Here is a 21,423-nt window from a genome sequence, read left to right as displayed (position 1 = left end):
GCCCCAGCTCGCCGAGGCCATGGGTGCCACGCCGGGACGGGCTCGCAGAGATCGAACATTTGAGGCAGGGAGCTACGTGATGGACACAAGCAACAGCGGCTTCTCCGCGTCAGGGTTGCGCAGGCTGCGCGAGGTGCTGACGCGGCATGTCGAGTCCGGGAAGATTCCCGGGCTGGTCGCCCTGCTCAGCCGGGGCGGTGAGACGCACGTCGAGGCGATCGGGACGATGCGTCATGACGGTGGCCCGCCGATGAGCCGGGACACGATCTTCCGGATGGCCTCGACGTCGAAGCCGGTTTCGATGGCGGCCGCGATGGTGTTGCTGGATGAGTGCAGGCTGCGGCTGGATGACCCGGTCGATGCGTGGCTGCCGGAACTGGCCGACCGGCGGGTGCTGAAGCGGATCGACGGCCCGCTGGACGACACCGTGCCGGCGCGGCGGCCGATCACCGTGCGGGACGTGCTGACCTCCACGTTCGGGCTCGGCATGGACATGACGTCGCTGGGCTCCCCGATCATGAACGCGATCTTCGAGCAGGGGCTCACGCCCAATCTTCCGGTGCCGATGCCCGGGCCGGATGAGTGGATGCGCCGCCTGGGCACGCTCCCGCTGATGCACCAGCCCGGACACCGCTGGCAGTACCACATCAGCAACGATCTGCTCGGCGTGCTGGTGGCCAGGGTCACCGGCCAGTCGTTCGAGACGTTCCTGCGCGAACGCGTCTTCGATCCGCTGGGGATGAAGGACACCGGGTTCCACGTGCCCGCCGACAAGATCGACCGGCTGCCGACCCTGTACGCCCCCGACCCGCAGACCGGACAGTTCCTCGTGTGGGACGAGGCCAAGGGGGGACGCCACAGCCGGCCTCCGGCGTTCCAGGGCGGTGGCGGCGGGCTGGTCTCCACCGTCGACGACTACCACGCCTACTTCCGGATGCTGCTCAACGGCGGGATGCACGGCAGCGAGCGGATCCTGTCCAGGCCCGCCGTCGAGCTGATGACCACCAACCGCCTGACGCCCGAGCAGAACGCCGCCCGCAACGCCATGGCCCTCGACAACGTCCACATCTCGCACGGCCAGGGGCAGCACGGCGGCTGGGGCTTCGGGATGGCGGTGCGCACCTACCGCGGCGACTACGCCCCCGTCGGCCAGTTCGGCTGGGACGGTGGGAGCGGCACCGCGACCTACGCCGACCCGGCCAACCAGCTCACCGGAATCCTGCTCACGCAGGTCGGGGCGTCCACCCCGGATTCGACGCGGCTGATCCACGACTTCTGGACCACGCTCTACCAGGCGATCGACGACTGATCCCGCGCCCTCGCCCGGTAGGCCGGCCCCTCACCCCGCATTCCACCATCCGCCCGTTCCATCGAATTTCCTGACAGCTTTGAAGGAGCACACCACCATGTCCATCACCCTGACCGACCAGGACAAGTCCACCCTGCGCACCGCCGCCTACGGCGCCGTCTCGCTGCTGGCCGCCGCCGATGCCACCGGCAAGCCCCACAAGGTCGCCACCGAGGGCTCCGTCGCCCTGGTTTCCGCGACCGGCCTGGTCGGCCACGTGCTCGCCGAGAAGACCAGGGACATCACCCTGGACGGCAAGTCCGTGGCCGCGATCGCCGACCACGTACTGCCGGCCCTGACGGCCGCCATGGGCCTGCTCAAGAAGCAGGATCCGGCAGAGGCCGACAACTTCCGCAGCACCGTCCTGGTCGCCGTCGAAGCAGCTGCCCGCACCCACCAGGGCGAGCCCAGCCCCACCCTGGCCGAGATGATCCGCAAGATCACCGCGGCCCTCGACGCCGCTTGATGGGATGTCCAGGGGCCTCCGGCCACCTGGACGCGGCGGCGTGCCGGGGCAGGGAGGGGGCGAGCCCCGCCAAGGCGGCCACGCCGTCTCGCTCGCCCCTTGCCGACGCCCGCCGGCAGGGACGTTGCGGAGTCAGCTCGCCGTCCAGGAACACGGTGTCACCCGGCAGGGTGTCCGCCGCTGTGCGGGAATGCTCCCGCCGCGCCTAACGGGTGATCTCCATCTGGGCCATCATCCCCATCTGGGAGTGTTCGAGCAGGTGGCAGTGGTAGAGGAAGCGCCCGGTGTAGTCGCCGAAGGTGGCCTGCACCCGAACCGACTCCCCGGGCCGGATGTGCACGGTGTCCTTGCGGCCCGTCTCGCCCGGTAGCGGCGGGTTGCCGTCGCGGTCCAGCACCCGGAACTGCACCAGGTGGGTGTGGAAGTTGTGCGGCACCTGGTACTCGACGTCGCCGTTGGTGATGCGCCAGATCTCGGTGGTGCCCAGCTTGATCTTCGCGTCGATGCGGTCCGGGTCGAACGGCCGGCCGTTGATCAGGCCCATCGGCACGTCGCCGACGAACCCGAATCCGAGCACGACCTCGCGGGTGGCGGTCGCCTCCGGCAGGGGAGGCAGCTCGCGCAACCGGTCGGGTACGCGGCTGTTGTCGCGGGCCCGCCGTACGACGTCGAAGCGGAGCACCGGCCCGGTCGTGTCGGCCAGCACCAGCTGGGTGCCCAAGGGATGGCGGGAGAAGTCGACCACGATCTCGATGCGCTCGCCGGGGCTGAGCAGCAGCGTGCTCCGCGGCACCGGGGCGGGCAGCAGGCCGCCGTCGGTGGCGATCTGCGTCATCTCGGCTCCGCCCAGGCTGAGGGTGAAGTCGCGGTGGGTGGAGACGTTGAGCAGGCGCAGGCGGTACTTGCGTGCCGCGACCGGGAAGTACGGCGAGGGCTTGCCGTTGGCCAGGAGGGTGGTGCGGTACTCGGGCTCGGCGAAGACGAGGGCCCCGGACTCGTCGAAGGCGGCGTCGCGCAGCAGGATCGGGATGTCGTACTCGCCGCCGGGCAGCCCGAGATGCCGCTCGCTGTCATCTTCCAGCAGGTAGGCGCCGTGCAGGCCGCGGAAGACGTGCTCGGCCTCGGTGTGGTGGCTGTGATCGTGGTACCACAACGTCGCGCCCTGCTGCCGGTTGGGATAGTTGTAGAGCTTGGCGCCCCCGGGCTGGATGAGGTCCATGGGGTGGCCGTCGCTGACGGCCGGCACGTGCCCACCGTGCAGGTGCACGTTGGAGGGCGCCTCCAGGCGGTTGCGGAAGGTGATCAGGGTACGGCGCGCACTCTTGGCGCGGATGGTCGGACCGACGAACTGGTTGCCGTAGGAGAGCACGGGAGTCCGGACGCCGGGCAGGATCTCCGCCTCGATCTGGCGGATGGCCAGCTCATAGACATCGGCTTCGGGCAGCTGGGCGATCGGCCGCAGCACCTGCGGCACGGGCATGCGCGCAGAGAAGGGGGCGACCGGCGCCCGGGTGGAGACAACGGTTTTGGGGGAGGTCGAATGGTGCGTGTGGCCGGGGGCGGGCGGGGTTTCCTGGGTCACGGCCGATGATTCCAGCGCCTTGGGCAACAAGACCGCCGCCCCTGCGACTCCGCCGAGCGTGAATAACTTCCTGCGACTCAGCATTTCCACCTCAATCACTGCAGAAGCTGGAGAGCCATATCTTGCGCGCGGCGACCCCGCGTTTCGGCGATCTCGCAAGACCTCTTGCAGCATTCGTGGGTGTGGCGGCGGCAGCAGACGGGTGTCCGGCCGGCCGTTCTCTGGTCGAGCCCGCCAGGCCGGGAGTGACACGTCGCATGGGCTGCACCCGCCCGGCCGGGCGCCAACCTGCCCACCGAGGGGGCCGGTCAACACCTGGCGGGCCAGGTCGCAGGCGAGGCTCAGGCCGGTGAGGCGGACGGGCCCCCAGGCACCCCCAGCAGCGGCAGCCACACCTCGTCCACGATCTCGACGATCGACTCCTCCGATACCGCGCGCATGGTCATGAACATGTCGTGGCGCAACAGGTCCAGCGGCAGGTTCACCACACGGGACGAACGCGGCACGTCCGGCAGTTCGCCCCGCTCGACCGCGCGGGCGACGATCATCTCGAAGGCGGTCGGCCGGCCCGGCGGCAGGAGGGTGTCGCGAAGCTGGCCGAGGCTGCTGCCGGTGTCGCGGAAGTAGTCCGCCAGCTGCACGCTCATCAGCGTGATCATGCCTGCGCGGTCAGCGTCGGCGTTGCGCAGGAAGCCGATCGCGTCATCGCGGAGGCTGCCGGTGTCGGGCACCGCGATCGGCTGCCAGAACTTGGCGAGAGTGGCCAGTAGCAGGTCGTCGCGCTGCGGCCAGCGCCGGTAGAGCACAGGACGACTCGTGCCGGCGCGGGCGGCGACCGCTTCGTAGGTGAAGCCGTGATATCCGTGCTCGACCAGCACGTCCCACGCGGCGTCGAGGATCGCGTCCTGGAGTTTGGGGCCGCGTCGACGGGATGCGCCGCCGTCGCGGGTCGTGCCGGCGTCTGCACGACGTTCCGCCGTCTGCGCGCTGATCGCCTCATGCTCAGCCGCGGTCCGCTCCCGCTTACGGTCCACTTGCGCATCTTATCGCGGCGACTTACGGCGCCTGCCACAACCGTGGCCTCGTCGAACGCCGCGAGGACCGAGGAATACCGGCCCCCGCTCCCGGTTCTTCACTGCCACGCCACCCCCGACGGCCGGGTATGTGGCCGGGACCTCGCGACGGGGCGGGACGGATCAGCTTGCCGTGTCCACCGGCGTTCGACCTGGTCGGTCTCTGCGGGGCGCGAGGTTGTCGACCGCGGCTCGCTGCTGACGCGAACACCGAATGTGCGCCGAGTTCACCGCCGGCTCTCGCCGTGAGATGACCGATGAGGGGCGGCGCGTACGTGCAGACGCACCCCTTGCAGGCCGAACAGGATGAGAAGCTCGACCGCGCCGCCATCGGCGCTGCCCAGCCAGTGCGGCAAGGACGTGTCGAATTCGGCTGCCTCACCGGGCGGCAACGTCAGGTCGCGCTCACCGAGGACGAGCCGCAGGCGACCGCTGAGCACGTACAGCCATTCGAAGCCTTCATGGGTCTGCGGGGTCGGTTCGAGCGGTTTCGGCTGGGCAGGGATGATCATCTTGAACGCATGCACTCCGCCCGGTCGCCGCGACAGGGGCACGAAGGTCATCCCGAACCGTTTGATCGGCTTGAGGTGCATCCGGGGGTCGCCGGTGCGCGGGGCGCCGACGAGATCGTCCAGCGGAACGTCGTAGGTACGAGCCAGCGGCAGCAGCAACTCCAGGGTTGCCCGACGTTGCCCGCTCTCCAGCCGGGACAGGGTGCTCTCCGACACGCCGGTCGTCGCCGCGAGGGCAGCGAGGGTGATGCCGCGGTCACGACGCAGTGCGCGAAGTCGCGGCCCCACCGCGTCAAGGACGTCGTCCGTTTCGGGATCCATGAGGCCATCTTGCCGGAACCGCAAGTTTCTGTGCCAGATCGGGCCCGCCTGGCAAGACTGAGCGCTCCCGACAGAAGGAGCCCTGATGAGCACCACCGATGCGGTCACGTTCTGGGACGGCCTGCACGCGGCCCGACCGGCGGCCATTGACCCGCAGCCGAATGCGCGCCTCACCGAGACGATCACGAGCCTGCCGCCCGGCGACGCGTTGGACCTCGGATGCGGCGACGGCGGCGACGCGCTGTGGCTCGCCGGCCAGGGATGGCACGTCACCGCCGCCGACATCTCGGCCGTGGCGGTCGAGCGGCTCGCCGTCCTCGCCCGCTCACGCGGCCTGGGCGACCGTGTCATCACCGTGCGCCACGACTTGCACAAGTCGTTCCCGCAGGGTGGATTCGACCTGATCTGTGCCCACTACCTGCACACCCCCTTCGACCTGGACAGGGCAACCGTCCTGCGCTCAGCCGCGCGCGCACTGCGCCTGGGCGGGCGGCTGCTGGTCGTCGACCACGGCTCGGCCGCGCCATGGTCGTGGAACCAGGATCCCGACGTCCGGTACCCGAGCCCGCGGGAGGTCGCCGCGGGAATCGATCTGGACCCGGCGACTTGGACGGTCGAGCGGGCCGACACACCCCGCCGGATCGCGACCGGACCGGGCGGGCGCACCGCCGAGATCACCGACCACGTCCTACTCATCCGACGTACCGCCTGACACGGCACCAGAGCGCTCCCGGCGAAAGAGCGAAAGAAAGGAAGCCACTGTGCCCAGCACCACGCGCCGCGACCGCCGCGGCGACACCCCGCCGCCCCGGACCGGAAGCAGCGAGACCGAGATCCTGCGCGAATTCCTCGACTACCTCCGGACCTCGATCGCCGCGAAAGTCGAGGGTGCCCCCGAACCTCAGGCGCGAACAGCCGTGGTGCCGTCGGGCACGAACCTGCTCGGCCTGCTCAACCACCTGACTTTCGTCGAACGCTCGATGTTCCTCGGGGACGACGTCACCGACTGGCAGGCGACGTTCCAGGCTGCGCCGGCCGACAGCGTGGCCGACGTCGTCGCCCGCTACCGAGAAACGGTCAGGCGCGCGAACGAACTGCTCGACGGGTGCACCGATCTCGGCGCGCCGATTCCTCGACCGCGACCGGAACGTCCCGCTCCCAGCATCCGGTGGGCACTCACCCACATGATCGAGGAGACCGGCCGTCACGCGGGCCACGCGGACATCCTCCGCGAACTGATCGACGGCGCGACCGGGCGCTGATCCACCTTCTCCAGGACAGGACCACATGATCACCGCAACACGCCTGTTGTCGCGCCGCTTCTTCCGATCCGCGCGCACGGTGGCGACCGTCACGCTCACCCTCCTGCTCGCGATCGGCACCGCAGCCTGTTCCACGCCGACAGCCGGCGACGTTCCCCCCTACGCCGTCGCAACCCAGGACGACCCCCAGTTCAAGAACACCTTCCGACACGAGTTCTCCGACGTCGACGGCGTCCGTATGCACTACGTGACCGGCGGCAGCGGCACGCCGGTAGTGCTGATACACGGTTGGCCGCAGACCTGGTACGGCTGGTGGCCGATCATGCCGGCGCTCGCCAAGAACCACACCGTCTACGCTGTCGATCTTCCCGGACTGGGCGACAGCACCGGCTCACCGACCGGCTACGACAAGGCCACTCTGGCGCGGTACGTCCACACGCTGATCGCCGACCGGCTCGGGATACGTGACGCCCGCGTCGTCGGGCACGATTTCGGCGCCGCGGTAGCCTTCCAGTACGCCAGCCAATTCCCCGACGACACCGCCCGCCTCGGCTACTTCGACCTGCCGCTACCCGGGCCCAGGATCGATGCGTCCACGTACCGCTCACTGAGCTGGCACATCGCCTTTCACTCCCAGCGACGGGTCCCCGAGGCGGTCGTACGCGACGACGTCCGCGAGTACCTGGCACTGTTCTATCCCCAGGTCTCGTTCGGCGGCACGGCGTTCGGCGGCACCTCTGATCGGTCCCCGTTCTCCGACACCGAGATCAACGAGTACGCACGGACCTACAGCCGGCCAGAGGTCCTGTCGGGCGGCTTCGAGCTCTACCGCGCCCTCGACAAAGACGTCCGCGACACCGCGGCGGCGGCACCGGTACGTGTCCCGACCCTGCTCATGACCGCCCAGGGGCAGCTCGACGCGATCCGGGCCACAGTGGCCCCGCGCATGACCAAGATCGTGCGCGCGGTGGACGTGCCGCACGCGGGGCACTGGCTCGTCGAGGAGAACCCCCAGTTCGTCACGGCGGAGCTGGTGCGCTTCCTCGACGGATGAGCCCGGTTCCCGCTCGTGGTCGGCGGCCCCTATGGTAATCACCGACGCGAGGGATGCCCCGTGCGGAACGAACGTGGACCAGGCGTCGGCGCGGCTACGGGTCCGTGCCCGTGTACAAACTGATCCCCGGGCCCGCTGCGTGGGCGATGAATGGGCGAAATGGCGACGTAGCGCGAATCGTCGACGACGTGGAGCGACCTTCCGGTAGTAACAGCGGCTATCCAAGCCCCGTCACCAACCGGAAGGTCTGCCGCCGTCGTACGCCACCGCTCCTGCCGCTGTCCCCCTCAACGAAGAAACCGCCTGCTCATGTGTGGCCCGCCGCTATGGCCACGGAGCGCGGCGCCCGGCCCGGACGCGCTGCTACACCACCGACATGACCGACGCCGAACGGCAGGCCATCGAGCCTCTCATGCCTCAACCGGCCTGCTTACATGGCAACGGCGGGCGCCCCGAGAAGTGTGGAGGGGACGCTGTCGTGGATCTCCCGGCGCAGGCGCTGCGTCCGCGACTACGAGCGCTGATCCGAGCACCACGAAGCGATGGTGCTGTGGTCGTTGATCATCTGATGGGGCGTCGAGTCGTCCGTGCTGCCGGCCGACCGCCTCCCACAAGGGGCGCGCCCTTGGATACCGCTATGCGTCCTTCGCGGACCGCACCATCTTCAGCAGGTAGCTGATGTCCTTGTCGAAGGTGATCTCGCGCAGGATGGTGGTCGGCTGTCCCTCGTCCATCCGCCAGATGAAGGTATACAGTGCCGGCACGTCGTTTTCGACCCGCCGCATGATGATCGCCGCGTGGTCGCCGAAGTCGGTAGTGGCCGGGAAGGTGATGTCGTCTATGGACTCACCCACCGACTGGCCTTGTTCGCGCAGCGCGCGGAAGCGCGCCATGAACTGGGCCTTGGTCAGGGTGATCGTCTGGCCGGACTCATCCACCCGCACGTTTTCGAATTCCGGGTCATACAGCTGATCCAGTTGGTCCACGTCCATGGCCAGTCCGGCCTGGAGGTAGGTCCGCATGCTGTCCACGAGTGCCTGGTTCAAGATCTACACCTCGCGCTATAACGACGTTATAGAACCAATGTAACACAGTTATACAATGGGTGCCGTGGATGCCGAGACGATCGTGAAGCAAGCCCTGACGCTGCTGAAACAGGAAGGTCTGACCGGGGTGACCTTCCGCAGGCTCACCACCAGCCTGCAGGTCAAAGCCCCCGCCATCTACTGGCGCTTCAACGACAAGCAGGAACTCCTGGAGGCGATGGCCGAAGCCATCTTGCAAGAACAATTCGCCGAGCTCGCGCCACTGCCTTCAGGCCAGTCCTGGCGGCCATGGCTGGCCGCCATCTTCCACCGCCTGCGCCAGGCAATGCTGGCCTACCCCGACGGCGCCCGAGTCGTGGCCGGCGCCCGACCACCCGGCACACCCACCCTCGCCCGCATCGCCGAACACGCACTCCGCACACTCGAAGACCGCGACCTGCCCCTGGCTGAGGCGGCGAACATCGTCTTCACCGGCACCCACTACACCCTCGGCCACGTCATCGAAGAGCAGGACTCCGCAGGCGCCCACACCATGGACGCCCGGACCGCCGAACAGTTCGCGCAGACATTCCCCACCATCGCCCGTGCCCTGGCGGAAGGCCGCCGCGCCGGACTTACCCCCGACGACATCTTCAATGCGGGCGTATCCCTGATCATCGGAGACCGCGACATGCGGTAGCCCAGGATGTGTCCACCGTCCCTCGGTCCATGGCCAGAAGTTCGGAACAGGCACTCAACGATCAGTTTGTTCACGGAGCCTCAGGGATGCCCGCTGGCGGCCGACGATGTCGCGCGCCTGCCACCGTTCCAGCGCCAGCACGTCCATGTGATCGGAATACCCCTCCCGACCTCGCCCCGCTGGCATGCGCCGGCTACCCAATCCTGATGAACCCGACCGGGATTGATCGGGCCGGCGGCCTTGGCCGGGCTCGGCCCGTGACTTGGATGAGCAAACGCACTTCCTGGCGCCGGGAGTCGCTGCGGAGGCGCGGATTGAGGCGCGCCCCAGATGGTGATGCAGCTTGGCGAGGGCGCGGTCGATGGGGAGTTCGGGGTCGCGTAGCGCCAGCGCGCCAGCGGCGTCCCCCAGTTGTAGGAGCCTGCTGACAAAGGCTTAAGCGCTCGTGCGTGCTTCGGCGGTGTTCTTGAGGTCTTTCAGCCAGGACTCAAGACCTCTTCCGAGGAAGTCGGTGGCGAGTGGCACGTTGGTTTCGATCTGGTCGCCCGCATGGGTCTCCTCGGTGCGTACGAGGACGCCGCCCTTGACCTTGGTGAAGGTCCAGACGTGGACGCCCCGGTCGATGCGCAGTCCTTCGCCGATCGCCGGCCCGGTCCAGCGGATGCACGCATGGTGCCGAAGCTGGCGGACGGTGGAGGTGATGACCAGCGTGGTGGGCGCGCTGACGGGAGTGGCGGGCACCGGGGTGGTCCACCGGAAGCGCGAGTTCTTGCGGAGCGGGCCAGGGTCGAGGCGCTTCATGCTGGTCACGGGCTTCTGCCAGGCGGGCCAGCCTTCCACATCGGTCTGCAGTTTCCAGATGGTGCTCAGCGGCGCCTTGATCAAGGTCTCGGTGCGGTACCGGATCTTCGCGGTGGAGTCGACACCTTTCCCGCGGCACTGGAGTCCACCACCGTGGTGAGCGGCGGCGTGGTGGATGGCCGGGGGCTCCGCGGTGACGGCCTGCGCGGCGGAGATGTCGCCTGCGAATACGCCGGTCGCGGCGAGCGAGATCGTGAGCGCGGTGATGCGCGCGCGGGTCGGGAATCGCTGCTCGGAGGAGTTCGGCAGGTTGTTGCTGGACATGGTCATCGAGCTTCCTGATGAGTATTGAGGAAAGGGGGCACGCTGCTTCAGCGCCGGGCTCGACGGATGGCCACGATGAGTGCGGCGGAGGCGGCGACGATCAAAGCGACGAACGCGGGGTGAATGTCCTTGGACAGGCTCGGCGCGCCGTCGGGCCGCGTCCGCCAGACGACGAGCGGGATCGCGTACGTGACGGCGAGGAGCGCGGCCGCCCGGCGAACCGTCCGATCGCGGACGCGGCGGAGAGCGCCGACCAGCGCGATCGTGACCGGGACGCCCGCCAGCAGGGCGAACTGGCCGAGCACCATCACGGGGACCGCCCAGGAGGAGATGGTCACCGCCGGCGGGATGCGCCGGTCGGTGCGGGCGGGTGGCGTGGACACGGCCGTCATGATGTTTCCGTTCGGGTGGGAAAGCGGCGGGTCATCGCGGGGACCGAGGCGAACCTGGCCGCCGGTGGAAGGGAGGGGTGAGAAACCTTCACCGTGTGAGATCGCCGGGACGGTGACGTAGGTGATGGAATGCGGTCCTGAGTTCGGAGACCAGAAGATCTGGCTGTTCCAGACCGGGGAAGTGGCCGCCGCGGTCCAGCTCGTGCCATGACCGGAGGTCGTGGTAGCGGCGCTCGGCCCAGCGCCGGGCGGTCGGCCACGGCTCGGCGGGGAAGAGCGAACAGGCGGTGGGCACCGTCACCGGTTGTTCGTTCTCTTCTTCGGCGCTGCGTGGTACCCACCGCATGGCCTCCCAGTACCAGCGAGCGCTGGAGGCGCCGGTCCCGGTCAGCCAGTACAGGGCGATGTTGTCCACTTGTTGCGACGGGCTCACCCCGCCGCCGGCCTCCGGTCGGGTGTCGGAGTAGGCGGCGAACTTCTCACCGAGCCACGCCGCCAGGCCGGCAGGCGAGTCGAGCAGGGAGTAGCCGAGCGTCTGCGGGCGCGTGCTCATGATCATCCCGAAGCCGTATCCGTCCGCGAGATGAGTGTCGCGCCGCTCCAGCATGCGTTGTTCCGCCGGGTCCGGCGAGATCCTGTCGTCCGGCAGGGGAGAGGCGATCGGCATCGTCAGGTGCAGGCCGGCGACTCGCTCGGGCACCACGCGTGCCAGTTCGGTGCTGACGAACGCGCCCCAGTCTCCGCCGTGCGTGCCGAACCGCTCGTAGCCGAGCACGGTCATCAGTTCGGCCCACGCCCGCGCCGTGCGGGCGGGGTGCCAGCCGCGCTCGCGTGGACGATCGCTGAACCCGAACCCTGGCAGGGCCGGGACGACGACGTGGAAGGCGTCACTCGCGGAACCGCCATGGGCGACCGGATCGCTGAGCGGCCCGAGGACGTTCTCGAATTCGAGGACGGAGCCCGGCCAGCCGTGGGTCAGCAACAGGGGGAGCGCTGTGGGCTCGGGCGAGCGTACGTGCCAGAACGCGATCCGCAGGCCGTCGAGGCGCACGCGGTAATGCGGAATCGTGTTCCACTGCTCTTCCCTGGCCCGCCAGTCGTGCTGTCGCCAGGTGTCCAGCAGCGTGCTCAGCCGGTCCAACCCGATACCCTGCGTGGCGTCCGGCACCGTTTCCGGCTCGGGAAGCCGAACCCCGTCAAGACGAGCCCGCAGGTCCGCCAGGTCGCGGTCAGGAATGCGCATGGGGAAAGGCTCGATCTCCGGCGTTGTCGCCGCGTTTTCAGACATGGACGAAACCCTAGAAACCGGTCACCCCCGGGTCCATGCGTGAGATTGCCGGGAGAGCGGTCAGGAATTGCGATATGCCGAGGGACGGGTGCCGGTGTGCCGCAGGAAGGCCGTCGACAGAGCACCGGGACTGGCGAACCCGCAGAGCGGCGCGATCTGGGCGACCGCGAGGTCGGTATCCCGCAGCAGGCGTTGCGCCTTCTCGATCCGCAAGCGAATGAGGAACCGGTGGGGCGTTTCTCCTGTTGCTCGGTTGAACACGCGAACAAGGTGATAGACGCTGAGATACACCTCGTCCGCGATGTCCGCCAGGGTGAGCGGTTCGGCCAGCCGGTCACGCATGACGGCGATCGCCGCGCGGACGCGTGCGTCCTCCCGTACCGGCGTCCGTTGACCAGGTAACCGGGAATGGCGGGTGAGCAGGTGCGCGGCCAGGAAGGCGGCCGCGGACTCGGCGTACAGGTCACCGGTCTCGTCCGCGGAGCCGACGGCGCGGACAGCCTCCTCGATCAGCGGATCGCCGGCGGCCACGGACGCCGCCATGCTCGCGTAGTCCACCGCGCGGCCACCCAGCTGCTCGGCGGTCCGTTCGACGGTGCCGCGCGGGATATGGACCTGCACGCTGCGCAACGGGCCGTCCGCGCGATAGCGGCGGACGGCGGGCCGGTCCGGGATGCCCAGTTCGAGCCGCCCCGGTACCCAGGTGTGGCGGCTCCATCGACCATCGGTCCGCGTCTCCATCACGGTCCGGCCCCCTACGGGCAGTATCAGGTGCACGTCCGCCGCGGCCGGCAACTCCATGTCCTCGACCAGCGGGACGTGGTCGAACCGTTGCGCAAGCAAGGACTGCCAGCCGAGGTCCTCCCAGCTGCAGTGCGTCCGCCGAACGTATCGATCCATGTCGAAACCGGCATAGGACTGGAGATCGAAATGAACGGAGTCGAACACCATACGGCCGAGGCTAGTCAGTTCCTGTGGCCGGCTGAACCGCTACCTCCTGCGCTCCCATGTTCGGCGCGTGGCTTTCAGCCGGCTGCCAGAACCTCCACGCCGCGTGCCGTGAGCTGCTCGACGACTGCGTGGCCGGGATCGGCGTCGGTGATCAGTCCGCTGATCTCCTCCCAGGGCAGGACGCGGAACCGTGAAGCCGTGCCGATCTTCTCCGACGAGGCGAGGATGTAGGTGTCGGCGGCCCGTGCGGCCAGGGCGCGCTTCATCGCGGCCTCCTCGGCGTCGCCGGTGGTCAGTCCCGCCTCGGGATGGACGCCGGTGACGCCGAGCAGGCAGAGGTCAGCCGAGACGTTCTGGGCCGCCTCCACCGCGGCGGCACCGCAGGCGACCGCCGAGTGTTTGAAGATGCGGCCGCCGAGCAGGAAGACCTCGGCCTGCGGATGCTCCAGCAGCGCGGCGGCGATGGTCGGGCTGTGGGTGATCACGGTGCAGGCCAGGTCCGGTGGAAGCGTGTGGGCGACGGCCAGGGCGGTGGTGCCGCCGTCCAGGATCACGGCGCTGCCCGGCCGTACCAGCGCCGCGGCCGCCGCGGCGACCTTCCGTTTGCCGTCGGGGGTGACGGTCTTGCGGGCGGTGTAGTCCGCCACGGCAGGGGAGACGGGTAGCGCTCCGCCGTAGACGCGGTGGCAGAGGCCCTCGGCGGCCAGGTCGCGGAGGCCGCGCCGCACGCTGTCCTCGGAGATGCCCAGGTCCGCGGCGACGTCCTTGGCGACGATCTTGCCTTCGCGGGCGAGCAGGGCCAGCAGGTGGTCACGCCGTTCAGCAGCCAGCATGCACGTTCTCTCCAGTTCTTGCACGTTTCTGCATGTATCGTAGCGCGTCATGACCGACAAGCCGATGCTCATCCTGATCGCCGGGCCCTACCGCTCCGGCACCGACGGCGACCCGCAGGCCATGGCCGCCACCCGACCCGGCATCGACGTCCCCGACCACCGCGGCCGCACCGGCCTCGACCGCGTCGGGCGCGATCTGGACCGCAACTCCGACGTCGTGGTCCGCGACGTGGAGCTCACCTCCCAGGGCTGGCACGTCCTGCGCCGCACCACCTTCGACTACCGGCGCCGCGACGGACGCTGGGTCACCCAGCAGCGCGAGACCTATGACCGCGGCAACGGCGCGGTCATCCTGCCCTATGACACCGACCGCGGGCGCGTGCTGCTCACCCGCCAGTTCCGCTACCCGGCCTACGTCAACGACCACCCCGACGGCATGCTCATCGAAGCCGCGGCCGGACTGCTCGACGGCGACGACCCGATCGCCGCCATCCGGCGCGAGGCCGCCGAGGAACTCGGCATCACGCTCGGCCCGCTCACCCACGTCCTCGACGCCTACATGAGCCCAGGCTCGGTCACCGAGCGCCTGCACTTCTACGCCGCCCCCTACACGCCGGCCGACCGCACCGCACACGGCGGCGGGCTGGAGGAGGACGGCGAGGACATCGAAGTGCTCGAACTGCCCTTCACCGACGCCCTCGCCATGGTCCGCGACGCACGCATCACCGACGGCAAAACCATCCTGCTGCTGCAATGGGCCGCCCTGGACGGCCCCTTCGCCCCCGCCGTGAGCACCGACTGACACCACCGCACCCCGCCCAACCCTGCTCCAGAAAGAGGATCAAGAGGCGGATGAGGGGGTGCCTCAGGCCCGCCCGGATCGATCTGCTGGTCCAGCCCCTCCGGGTGTGAGTGGTTGAGGAACAGGCGAGGTGATGGGGCGGCCGGGGTCGGGCAACAGGTCGCGGGGGGCGCCCGCCACGGCGAGATGAGATGAACGCGTACTATCTGGCCTTGCCGCTCTGTGATCAGGGCAGACTGCGACCGAACCGTCACACGGGAGACGCCACGCATGAACACGCCACCATCACCGCCTGCAGTGGAGCGGACTGACGGATCATCCGTCCAGATCGGCGCTCTCGTTCCGTTGACTCGGCCTGGCTGGGTCGAGGCAGGCCAACATTTGCTCGCCGGACTCGAGCTGGCCGTTCGCGACGTCAATGACGCCGGCGGGATCGTCGGAAGACCGCTCGAACTGGTGGTCCGGGACACCGCGGCTGATCCGCAGCGGGCCGCGGCGGCCGTGGATGAATTGGCTCGCCTGGGCGTGGCCGCCTTGGCGGGGGAGTATCACAGCGTGGTCGCTCGCACCGCTGCGGCCAGGGCCGACGCCCTCGGCCTGCCGTACCTCTGCTCTTCAGCGGTTCTCGACACGCTCACCGAACAGCCGACGGAATGGGTCGCGCGCGTCGCCCCGGCGCAGTCCCACGGCTGGCAGATCTACGCGGACTTCCTCCTCGGCGCGGGCCACAGGCGGATCGCCGTAGCTGCCCAGCCGAGTGTCTACTGGGCATCCGGGGCCCGCATTCTGCGGGACTACCTCGCTCCGCACGGCGGCACCGTCATCGAACTCGACATGGGCGCGCTCGCCCCTACGGCCGTGTGCGACGAACTCGTCGGCAATCGCGCGACGGCCCTCCTTCTTCTGGTCGGCCACCCGGAGCCGGCCGTGTCGATCGTCAAATCTGTCCGCCGTGACCCGCGCCTGGCCGAGATCATGATCGGTGCTCCGGCCGGGCAGCCGGAGTTCGCCGAATGGGCGAGGTTGCTGAGCGACGACGGCGCCGCGATCCCGTTCTTGCGCTACCTGCCCGAGAGCCTCAGCCCACTCGGGGCGCGAGTCGAGAAGGTCCTGCGCGAACGGCTGGCCGCGGCGCCCTCCTTCGTCGCCTTCGAGGGCTACGACACGGTCACCGTCCTCGCTGATGTGCTGCGGTCTGGCGGCGTGGACCGGGCGAGCACTGCCGAAGCCTGGTCGCGCGTTGCAGTCGAAGGCACCCGCGGGAAGATCCAGTTCTCCCGCACGCCAGGCATCAGCGTTTGGCAGTGGGTTTGGGCGCCGGTCCAGGTGGTCGACCGAGATCCGGCGGCACCCGATCGCTTGCGGATCCTTCACACCGGCTGAGAGAGCACAGCCGTCCGACTGCCCAGAAAGTCAATGCGGGGCGTGTCGACCGCCTCTGACGCTGACCGAGGTGCTCCAGACGAGGTAGACCGACAGCGCGACGATGCAGGTCAGATCGACCACCGTGCTGAAGGGCGCGAGGTCGGCACGCAGGTCGGGGTTCGGCAGGATCAGCAGGAGGAAGGTCGACTTGCCCGCCACCGCGGCGATCGCGGCAGCCCGCCGCGCCGGCGGGAAGAAGGCCGCCCAGATCAGGGCCGCGCCCAGCAGCAGTTGGAGCATGCCCCGGTGCTGAAGCAGTGCCAGCGTCATCGGTTCGGGGGCGATCACCCCGTAGGTCCATTCCAGCGCGTACGAGGTGACCAGTGCGAGGGCGGGGAGGGTGGTGACCAGCCCCATCGCCACGAGGGCGACGCGAAGCGCGGTCTCACGAGTGGCAACTGAGCTCATGGCACACTCCGATCATCAGCGGTGCTGACGATCATAGTAACTGATGATCGGTGCTATGACGTATGTTGCCCTCATGAGAGAACCGACCCCGGCCGCGCAGCTGGTCACCTCGGCGACCAGCCACATGATGCTCCGTCTCGGCGACGCCGCCCGCGCAGTGATCGGTAACGCGCTGGACAGCTGGTCTCTCACCGGTCGTGACCTGCGCGTCCTGAGCGTCGCCCACGGTGAGGGGCTGTCCCAGCGCGAACTGGGCCGGCTCACCGGCATGGACCGGACGACCATGGTGGCGGTCGTGGACAAGCTGGAGCGGCTGGGTTACGCGCACCGTGAACGCGACCTCGCTGATCGAAGGAAGTACCTGGTCAGGCTGACCGATGCCGGCACGAAGGTGGTGGACGAGGCGCTCGATCAGTTGTCCAAGGCGGAGGCGGAGTTCCTGTCGCCGCTCAACGCAGCCGAACAACGGCAGCTCAATCGTCTGCTCGCCCGGCTCTATGAGAAACACGATCCCGCCTGCGATCCGTTGTGAGCGGCGGTGGGCTAAGACGCTGACCGCGATTTGCTGACGAACCAGGGCATCGAGCAGACTCGGCCAAGATCTGCCGGTGCGCTCTCCGCCGTGGTGCCTCCATCGATCCCAAGACTGCGGCGTCGAACACGTCAAGATCTGAGGGGAGGAAGCGGCCGATGGTCCATCGAGGCGGCTGGGTGCGGAAATCAGCGGTAGCGACCTGTGGCTTCTGCGCCTGTCAGTGGTCGGTGATGAGGATCTTCCGCTCGGCCCGGTACCGCGTTGACCGCGGTAGAGAGCTTGACGTTCCATTCCGGATGGCCCCTGTATCCCCCTCCTGAGTAGGGGCTACTCATGTGCCGGGGATCTTGGGTGGCCACACTCGGTGGGAACGGAGGTGGCTCATGCGGTATCGGCTTGACCCGGCGGCCGAGGCCGAGGCGGCGCGCGGCAACCTGCTCGGCGGCCTCTACACCGGCGGCATGGCCTCGCTCGTCTTCGCCTACATGAGCGGCCGGGTTCCTGCGGTGACCGTCGGCGTGCGGATCCCCCGCGACTTCGAGCTCTTCCCCTGGCTGGCCGGCGGCACCGGCCTGGCCTCCGCACTGTTCACCGTCGCGCTGGTCGTGCGCGTGGTCCGCTGGCAAATCGCGCTGTCGCAGCAACGGCGGGCGCGCGATCCGGCCAAGGCGCTGCTGCTGCCGCCCTCGGCCGAGCACGGCGCCGCCCTGCGGCAGTCGCGGCCCGGCCGTACCACGCTGGGCAACGTCTTGATTGACTTCGTCAAAGGGGCCTTTCGCCGCTGCGGGTACGTGCACCTGCTGCGCAGCGCCGCCTCCGTGCGCCACTCCGAGCTGGCGCGGATGCGGCGCGCCGGGACGCTCGGGGAGCTGTTCATCGCCTCCGACCGACGCATGCTCCGCGAGCTCGACGCGCGGCCCTTCGAGCCGCTGCCCAGCGGTTTCCGCACCATCAGGGGCACCGGCGGCAAAGGTGTGCGCGTCTGGGACCGCAAAGGCAGCTACCCCATGTCCGCCTACCTGTGCCACGGCGCCTACTGGAAACGCGCCGTCGACACCTTGCTGGGTCTCGCCGACCTCGTCGTCATCGACCTGTCGGGCTTCCAGAAGGAGAACATCGGCACCGGCTACGAACTTCAGCGCGTCATCGACCGCTACCCCGTCCACCGCGTCGTCGTTCTCGCCGACACCGGCAGCGACACCTGCTATCTGGCCACGCACATCAGGCACGCCTGGTCGAGGATGGCGCCCGACTCGCCCAACGCCGGCGACGGCACCAGAAGCCTGCTGGTCAGCCAGATCGCCGTCGGCGGACAGGCGGCCACCCACCACTTACTGGCCCACGCGCACAAACGACTGAGGTGATCGACGGTGTCCGCCCCGCGTGCCGAGCTGTCCACGCCGCCCGCCCCCGGCAACGACCTGGCTCCGGTGATCGAGCTCTACAAGATCGCGGTGGAGATGGCCGACCGGATCTCGGCCCGGCGCACCCTGGCCAACGCCTTCTTCCTGTCCATCCAGAGCACGCTGCTGTCGGTCGCAGCGCTGCCGCTGTTCACCAGCGCGCGATCGTGGCCGGTTTCGGTGGTGTTCGCGCTGGTCGGGGTGGTGCTGTCGGGCACGTGGTGGGTGCAGTTGCGCCAAAGCGGCCGCGGCGCCGGACCTACCCGCCTGCCACCGCGTCGAGCAGGATCCGCGCGAGCTCGCGTGGCTGGGAGAACATCGGCCAGTGGCCGGTGTCCATCTCGACCAGCCGCCAGTGCTCGCTGGTCAGCAGCTCGACCACGTCGTCGCTCGGCTTGTCGCCGTCGAGCAGGCATTTGACGTACGTCGCCGGAAGCCGGCCGAGCGGGCCCGCCAGTACGGCCGGCTCGGTCAGCGTGGCCCCCGGGTGTGGTGTCGAGCCGCGCACGATCCGGGCGATCTGCTCTCCGGTGAGGCCCTGACCGTCGTAGTCGCCCGCGACCAGCGGCGACCAGAAGCCCCCGTTCTCGGCGATCGAGGCCTCCACCATGGTCCGGCCGTGAACCGACCAGCGGGACACGAACGACTCGCCGTCGGCGGGAACGTTGGAGTCGACGAAGACCACGCGGGCCAGCCGGTCGCCGATCCGCTCGGCGGCCTGACCGACCGGGATGCCCGAGTAACTGTGCCCGACCAGGATGACGTCGCGCAGATCGTGGCGTCCGACCTCGTCGACGATGTCCTGGACGTGAGTCTGCTGCCCAGCTGGCAGGCCGCGCCTGTCGGCGAGGCCGGACAGCGTCAACGGGTGGGCGCCGTGGCCGGCCGCACGCAGCTCCGGCACCACCTCGTCCCACGCCCACGATCCGAACCACGCGCCCGCGACCAGTACGAATTCCGCCATGGTGGAAAGGTAGCGGAACGGTCCGACAACCTCGCTGCCGATCGCTGCGCCGGGCTTCACACAGGCGCATCGCAGCAGACCGATCCCACCGGCGCCGATGCCCTGTCCGTCCTCCTGCTGGTTTCCGAGCTTCCGGGGGCTTGGCAGCGTTTCTGCATCAGGTGGGGAATGGCGCATCACGTAGCAGCAGGGCCGCTTGCACCCGGTTGGTGCAGTTCAGTTTGGCGAGGATGCGGCTGACGTAGGTCTTGACGCTGGCCTCGGTCATGTGGACGCGCCGCGCCACCTGGGCGTTGGACAGGCCCTGTGCCACCAGGGCGAGGATGTCGGCTTCGCGCGCGGTGAGGGCGGCCAGCCGGCGGGCGGCGTCGCGTCCGCGCTCGTCGTCGCCCGGCGCCGCCATGTCGAGCACCTGGCGGGTCACAGCCGGCGACAGGTACGCCTGCCCGGCATGCGCGGCACGGACCGCGCGGATCAGCTCGTCCGGGGTACACGTCTTCAGGACGAACCCGGACACGCCTTGCCGCACCGCCCGCCGTACGTTGTCCTCGTCGCCGAAAGCGGTGAGCAGCACCACACGCGTCCCGACGAGTTCGGCGGCGGCGTCCGGGCCGTCCATCACTGGCATCGCGATATCCAGGAGCGCGACGTCAATCTGGTGCCGGCGGGCGGCCTGCACCGCTTCGCGTCCGTCGCGCGCGGTGGCCACCACCTCGATGTCCCCTGCCGATTCCAGGACAGTGCGGATGCCGGTGGCGATGAGGGGCTCGTCATCGGCGATCAGCGTCTTGATCATGAGGTGGCCCCCGCGAGGACCGGCACCAGAGGGAGCATCGCGACGAGCCGGAATTCGCGCGGTCCTGGGTGGACGCGCAGCAGGCCACCTGCCGCGGCGACGCGTTCGGTCAGCCCGTGCAGGCCGCTGCCGCCGCCGACGGAGGAGAGAGGACGGCGGGGCATCGGGTTGGCCACCGCGATCAGGAGCGCGTCGGGTTGCCAGTCGAGTGACACGGTGATCGACGTGCTGGACGCGTGCTTGACCGCGTTGGTCAGCCCTTCCTGGACGACCCGATAGGCGGCGTGGGACGCCCTCGGGTCGGTGAGCGGGACGGCCTCGCCGGACGTCTCGATCGTCACCGTGGCACCTGCGGCCCGGGACCGGGCGACGAGGTCGTCGATGTCGTCCAGGCCAGGGGCGTCATGGTCGCGCAGCGCGTTGACCACCTCGTGGAGTTCGGTCGCGGCGGCACGGGCGGTGTCCGCCAGGCCGCCCACTGCCCGCTGCTGGTCGGGGGGCAATGGGCCCACCTGCAGCGCGGCGGCCTGCACGGACACCAAGCTGAGCAGGTGGCCGAGCGAGTCGTGCATGTCGTGGGCGATGCGCAGCCGCTCGCGTAGCCGTTCCTGCTCGGCGATCAGAGCCCTTTCCCGGCGCATGTGCTCACGCTGCTGGGCCACGTACCGGCCGGCGAGCAGCGGCAGCGCGGTCAGGATGACAACGCGGGCCAAGCTGATCCACGGTTCCTCAGCGCCGGGGGATCGCTGCACGGCCAGCAGCAGGACGCACACATATGCACTGAGGGCGCATGCCGCCACCACCACATCTCTCCGTGCGGAGATGCGGTGCCCGGCCTGGAAGCCGGTGCAGACCAGCAGGGCCAGCGAACCGCCGGTGAGCACCGCCAGCGCCAGCGCCGAGAAGAAGGCCGCGAACGGCAGGCGGTTCATCGCCGCCATGGTGAGCGCCACCGCCACGGCGTACGCGGCGAGCGTCCAACCCTGCGTCCGGTCCAACCACAACAGCGCCGTGTCCGCGACCACGACCGCAGCGATGAGCGCATACCTGGACATAGGCCTCACCTTACTCATCGCACCTCGTGGCACTCATAGTCAACTTTGGTAAACAGTCATCGATGACCTTCGGGGGCAGACCCCCGCTGTCCGCGACTCCTAA

At 69.2% G+C, this 21,423-nt stretch carries 24 protein-coding genes; 10 read left to right on the top strand and 14 right to left on the bottom strand.

What is annotated here, in order from left to right; all coding sequences use genetic code 11:
- The first annotated feature begins 79 nt into the window (after positions 1 to 79).
- Both ABZX22_RS15215 and ABZX22_RS15210 read left to right on the top strand, forming a co-directional pair.
- Positions 80 to 1,309, top strand: coding sequence for a serine hydrolase domain-containing protein (locus ABZX22_RS15215; RefSeq protein WP_354908809.1), 1,230 nt, complete (start codon positions 80 to 82; stop codon positions 1,307 to 1,309).
- A 97-nt stretch (positions 1,310 to 1,406) separates the two neighbouring features.
- On the top strand, positions 1,407 to 1,814 hold the full coding sequence (locus ABZX22_RS15210) for a hypothetical protein (protein WP_354908808.1): 408 nt from the start codon (positions 1,407 to 1,409) through the stop codon (positions 1,812 to 1,814).
- A gap of 205 nt (positions 1,815 to 2,019) precedes the next feature.
- On the opposite strand, the gene ABZX22_RS15205 is transcribed toward ABZX22_RS15210, so the two are convergent.
- The 3 genes from ABZX22_RS15205 to ABZX22_RS15195 all read right to left on the bottom strand — a co-directional run bounded on the left by ABZX22_RS15205 (position 2,020) and on the right by ABZX22_RS15195 (position 5,302).
- Positions 2,020 to 3,294, bottom strand: a complete 1,275-nt coding sequence (locus ABZX22_RS15205; RefSeq protein WP_354908806.1) for a multicopper oxidase family protein — start codon at positions 3,292 to 3,294, stop codon at positions 2,020 to 2,022.
- 443 nt (positions 3,295 to 3,737) lie between these two features.
- The gene (locus ABZX22_RS15200; protein ID WP_354908804.1) at positions 3,738 to 4,430 is read right to left on the bottom strand and encodes a TetR/AcrR family transcriptional regulator; all 693 of its coding nucleotides are present in this window, start codon (positions 4,428 to 4,430) and stop codon (positions 3,738 to 3,740) included.
- A gap of 266 nt (positions 4,431 to 4,696) precedes the next feature.
- On the bottom strand, positions 4,697 to 5,302 hold the full coding sequence (locus ABZX22_RS15195; RefSeq protein ID WP_354908802.1) for an XRE family transcriptional regulator: 606 nt from the start codon (positions 5,300 to 5,302) through the stop codon (positions 4,697 to 4,699).
- Between the two features lie 85 nt (positions 5,303 to 5,387).
- On the opposite strand from ABZX22_RS15195, the gene ABZX22_RS15190 reads away from it, so the two are divergent.
- From ABZX22_RS15190 to ABZX22_RS15180, 3 genes are read left to right on the top strand one after another with little or no spacing between them, the layout of a single operon-like run.
- A complete protein-coding gene (locus tag ABZX22_RS15190; protein WP_354908801.1) occupies positions 5,388 to 6,014 on the top strand; it encodes a class I SAM-dependent methyltransferase in 627 nt (208 codons plus the stop codon).
- Positions 6,015 to 6,063: 49 nt separating this feature from the next.
- Positions 6,064 to 6,564, top strand: a complete 501-nt coding sequence (locus ABZX22_RS15185; RefSeq protein WP_354908799.1) for a DinB family protein — start codon at positions 6,064 to 6,066, stop codon at positions 6,562 to 6,564.
- Positions 6,565 to 6,589: 25 nt separating this feature from the next.
- Positions 6,590 to 7,618, top strand: coding sequence for an alpha/beta hydrolase (locus ABZX22_RS15180; RefSeq protein ID WP_354908798.1), 1,029 nt, complete (start codon positions 6,590 to 6,592; stop codon positions 7,616 to 7,618).
- A 635-nt stretch (positions 7,619 to 8,253) separates the two neighbouring features.
- On the opposite strand, the gene ABZX22_RS15175 is transcribed toward ABZX22_RS15180, so the two are convergent.
- Entirely contained in the window at positions 8,254 to 8,664 is a 411-nt protein-coding gene (locus ABZX22_RS15175) for a hypothetical protein (protein ID WP_354908796.1), read from the bottom strand.
- 64 nt (positions 8,665 to 8,728) lie between these two features.
- Here ABZX22_RS15175 and ABZX22_RS15170 point away from each other — a divergent pair, with 64 nt between their 5' ends.
- Positions 8,729 to 9,343 carry a TetR/AcrR family transcriptional regulator C-terminal domain-containing protein gene (locus tag ABZX22_RS15170; RefSeq protein ID WP_354908794.1) on the top strand — a complete coding sequence of 205 codons (615 nt, stop codon included), beginning with the start codon at positions 8,729 to 8,731 and terminating at the stop codon, positions 9,341 to 9,343.
- Between the two features lie 435 nt (positions 9,344 to 9,778).
- Here ABZX22_RS15170 and ABZX22_RS15165 read toward each other — a convergent pair whose 3' ends face one another.
- From ABZX22_RS15165 to ABZX22_RS15145, 5 genes are all read right to left on the bottom strand, one after another.
- Positions 9,779 to 10,474 carry an SRPBCC family protein gene (locus tag ABZX22_RS15165; RefSeq protein WP_354908792.1) on the bottom strand — a complete coding sequence of 232 codons (696 nt, stop codon included), beginning with the start codon at positions 10,472 to 10,474 and terminating at the stop codon, positions 9,779 to 9,781.
- Positions 10,475 to 10,515: 41 nt separating this feature from the next.
- Positions 10,516 to 10,860, bottom strand: coding sequence for a hypothetical protein (locus tag ABZX22_RS15160; protein ID WP_354908791.1), 345 nt, complete (start codon positions 10,858 to 10,860; stop codon positions 10,516 to 10,518).
- Positions 10,861 to 10,948: 88 nt separating this feature from the next.
- Positions 10,949 to 12,148: an epoxide hydrolase gene (locus ABZX22_RS15155; RefSeq protein ID WP_354908789.1), complete on the bottom strand. Its 1,200-nt coding sequence runs from the start codon at positions 12,146 to 12,148 to the stop codon at positions 10,949 to 10,951.
- A gap of 60 nt (positions 12,149 to 12,208) precedes the next feature.
- Positions 12,209 to 13,099: an AraC family transcriptional regulator gene (locus ABZX22_RS15150; protein ID WP_354908786.1), complete on the bottom strand. Its 891-nt coding sequence runs from the start codon at positions 13,097 to 13,099 to the stop codon at positions 12,209 to 12,211.
- 74 nt (positions 13,100 to 13,173) lie between these two features.
- Positions 13,174 to 13,932, bottom strand: coding sequence for a DeoR/GlpR family DNA-binding transcription regulator (locus ABZX22_RS15145; protein ID WP_354908784.1), 759 nt, complete (start codon positions 13,930 to 13,932; stop codon positions 13,174 to 13,176).
- Between the two features lie 49 nt (positions 13,933 to 13,981).
- On the opposite strand from ABZX22_RS15145, the gene ABZX22_RS15140 reads away from it, so the two are divergent.
- Together ABZX22_RS15140 and ABZX22_RS15135 are read left to right on the top strand one after the other, a co-directional pair.
- Positions 13,982 to 14,734, top strand: a complete 753-nt coding sequence (locus ABZX22_RS15140; RefSeq protein WP_354908782.1) for an NUDIX domain-containing protein — start codon at positions 13,982 to 13,984, stop codon at positions 14,732 to 14,734.
- A gap of 270 nt (positions 14,735 to 15,004) precedes the next feature.
- Positions 15,005 to 16,117: an ABC transporter substrate-binding protein gene (locus ABZX22_RS15135; protein WP_354908780.1), complete on the top strand. Its 1,113-nt coding sequence runs from the start codon at positions 15,005 to 15,007 to the stop codon at positions 16,115 to 16,117.
- A gap of 30 nt (positions 16,118 to 16,147) precedes the next feature.
- On the opposite strand, the gene ABZX22_RS15130 is transcribed toward ABZX22_RS15135, so the two are convergent.
- A complete protein-coding gene (locus tag ABZX22_RS15130) occupies positions 16,148 to 16,567 on the bottom strand; it encodes a hypothetical protein (protein ID WP_354908778.1) in 420 nt (139 codons plus the stop codon).
- A gap of 73 nt (positions 16,568 to 16,640) precedes the next feature.
- Here ABZX22_RS15130 and ABZX22_RS15125 point away from each other — a divergent pair, with 73 nt between their 5' ends.
- Positions 16,641 to 17,099 (top strand): MarR family transcriptional regulator, encoded by a 459-nt coding sequence (locus tag ABZX22_RS15125; RefSeq protein ID WP_354908777.1) that lies wholly within the window; start codon positions 16,641 to 16,643, stop codon positions 17,097 to 17,099.
- A 386-nt stretch (positions 17,100 to 17,485) separates the two neighbouring features.
- Positions 17,486 to 18,466 carry a hypothetical protein gene (locus ABZX22_RS15120; protein ID WP_354908774.1) on the top strand — a complete coding sequence of 327 codons (981 nt, stop codon included), beginning with the start codon at positions 17,486 to 17,488 and terminating at the stop codon, positions 18,464 to 18,466.
- A gap of 77 nt (positions 18,467 to 18,543) precedes the next feature.
- On the opposite strand, the gene ABZX22_RS15115 is transcribed toward ABZX22_RS15120, so the two are convergent.
- The 4 genes from ABZX22_RS15115 to ABZX22_RS15100 form a co-directional block, all read right to left on the bottom strand.
- Entirely contained in the window at positions 18,544 to 18,723 is a 180-nt protein-coding gene (locus ABZX22_RS15115; protein ID WP_354908772.1) for a hypothetical protein, read from the bottom strand.
- A gap of 41 nt (positions 18,724 to 18,764) precedes the next feature.
- Positions 18,765 to 19,469 carry an alpha/beta hydrolase gene (locus ABZX22_RS15110; protein ID WP_354908769.1) on the bottom strand — a complete coding sequence of 235 codons (705 nt, stop codon included), beginning with the start codon at positions 19,467 to 19,469 and terminating at the stop codon, positions 18,765 to 18,767.
- Between the two features lie 157 nt (positions 19,470 to 19,626).
- The gene (locus ABZX22_RS15105; protein WP_354908768.1) at positions 19,627 to 20,265 is read right to left on the bottom strand and encodes a response regulator transcription factor; all 639 of its coding nucleotides are present in this window, start codon (positions 20,263 to 20,265) and stop codon (positions 19,627 to 19,629) included.
- Positions 20,262 to 21,320 (bottom strand): histidine kinase, encoded by a 1,059-nt coding sequence (locus ABZX22_RS15100; protein WP_354908765.1) that lies wholly within the window; start codon positions 21,318 to 21,320, stop codon positions 20,262 to 20,264. Before ABZX22_RS15100 ends, ABZX22_RS15105 begins: the two co-directional genes overlap by 4 nt.
- Positions 21,321 to 21,423: the final 103 nt, after the last annotated feature.

This window comes from Nonomuraea sp. NPDC003804, assembly GCF_040610675.1.
Classification (GTDB): domain Bacteria; phylum Actinomycetota; class Actinomycetes; order Streptosporangiales; family Streptosporangiaceae; genus Nonomuraea.
This window is presented reverse-complemented; position numbering and strand designations above follow the sequence as displayed.

What these genes read in the sequence shown, in the direction of transcription:
- ABZX22_RS15215 (WP_354908809.1), top strand. Translation starts at nt 80, where the DNA reads ATGGACACAAGCAACAGCGGCTTCTCCGCGTCAGGGTTGCGCAGGCTG.
- ABZX22_RS15210 (WP_354908808.1), top strand. Translation starts at nt 1,407, where the DNA reads ATGTCCATCACCCTGACCGACCAGGACAAGTCCACCCTGCGCACCGCC.
- ABZX22_RS15205 (WP_354908806.1), bottom strand. Translation starts at nt 3,294, where the DNA reads ATGCCCGTGCCGCAGGTGCTGCGGCCGATCGCCCAGCTGCCCGAAGCC.
- ABZX22_RS15195 (WP_354908802.1), bottom strand. Translation starts at nt 5,302, where the DNA reads ATGGATCCCGAAACGGACGACGTCCTTGACGCGGTGGGGCCGCGACTT.
- ABZX22_RS15190 (WP_354908801.1), top strand. Translation starts at nt 5,388, where the DNA reads ATGAGCACCACCGATGCGGTCACGTTCTGGGACGGCCTGCACGCGGCC.
- ABZX22_RS15180 (WP_354908798.1), top strand. Translation starts at nt 6,590, where the DNA reads ATGATCACCGCAACACGCCTGTTGTCGCGCCGCTTCTTCCGATCCGCG.
- ABZX22_RS15165 (WP_354908792.1), bottom strand. Translation starts at nt 10,474, where the DNA reads ATGACCATGTCCAGCAACAACCTGCCGAACTCCTCCGAGCAGCGATTC.
- ABZX22_RS15160 (WP_354908791.1), bottom strand. Translation starts at nt 10,860, where the DNA reads ATGACGGCCGTGTCCACGCCACCCGCCCGCACCGACCGGCGCATCCCG.
- ABZX22_RS15155 (WP_354908789.1), bottom strand. Translation starts at nt 12,148, where the DNA reads ATGTCTGAAAACGCGGCGACAACGCCGGAGATCGAGCCTTTCCCCATG.
- ABZX22_RS15150 (WP_354908786.1), bottom strand. Translation starts at nt 13,099, where the DNA reads ATGGTGTTCGACTCCGTTCATTTCGATCTCCAGTCCTATGCCGGTTTC.
- ABZX22_RS15145 (WP_354908784.1), bottom strand. Translation starts at nt 13,932, where the DNA reads ATGCTGGCTGCTGAACGGCGTGACCACCTGCTGGCCCTGCTCGCCCGC.
- ABZX22_RS15140 (WP_354908782.1), top strand. Translation starts at nt 13,982, where the DNA reads ATGACCGACAAGCCGATGCTCATCCTGATCGCCGGGCCCTACCGCTCC.
- ABZX22_RS15135 (WP_354908780.1), top strand. Translation starts at nt 15,005, where the DNA reads ATGAACACGCCACCATCACCGCCTGCAGTGGAGCGGACTGACGGATCA.
- ABZX22_RS15130 (WP_354908778.1), bottom strand. Translation starts at nt 16,567, where the DNA reads ATGAGCTCAGTTGCCACTCGTGAGACCGCGCTTCGCGTCGCCCTCGTG.
- ABZX22_RS15125 (WP_354908777.1), top strand. Translation starts at nt 16,641, where the DNA reads ATGAGAGAACCGACCCCGGCCGCGCAGCTGGTCACCTCGGCGACCAGC.
- ABZX22_RS15120 (WP_354908774.1), top strand. Translation starts at nt 17,486, where the DNA reads ATGCGGTATCGGCTTGACCCGGCGGCCGAGGCCGAGGCGGCGCGCGGC.
- ABZX22_RS15110 (WP_354908769.1), bottom strand. Translation starts at nt 19,469, where the DNA reads ATGGCGGAATTCGTACTGGTCGCGGGCGCGTGGTTCGGATCGTGGGCG.
- ABZX22_RS15105 (WP_354908768.1), bottom strand. Translation starts at nt 20,265, where the DNA reads ATGATCAAGACGCTGATCGCCGATGACGAGCCCCTCATCGCCACCGGC.
- ABZX22_RS15100 (WP_354908765.1), bottom strand. Translation starts at nt 21,320, where the DNA reads ATGTCCAGGTATGCGCTCATCGCTGCGGTCGTGGTCGCGGACACGGCG.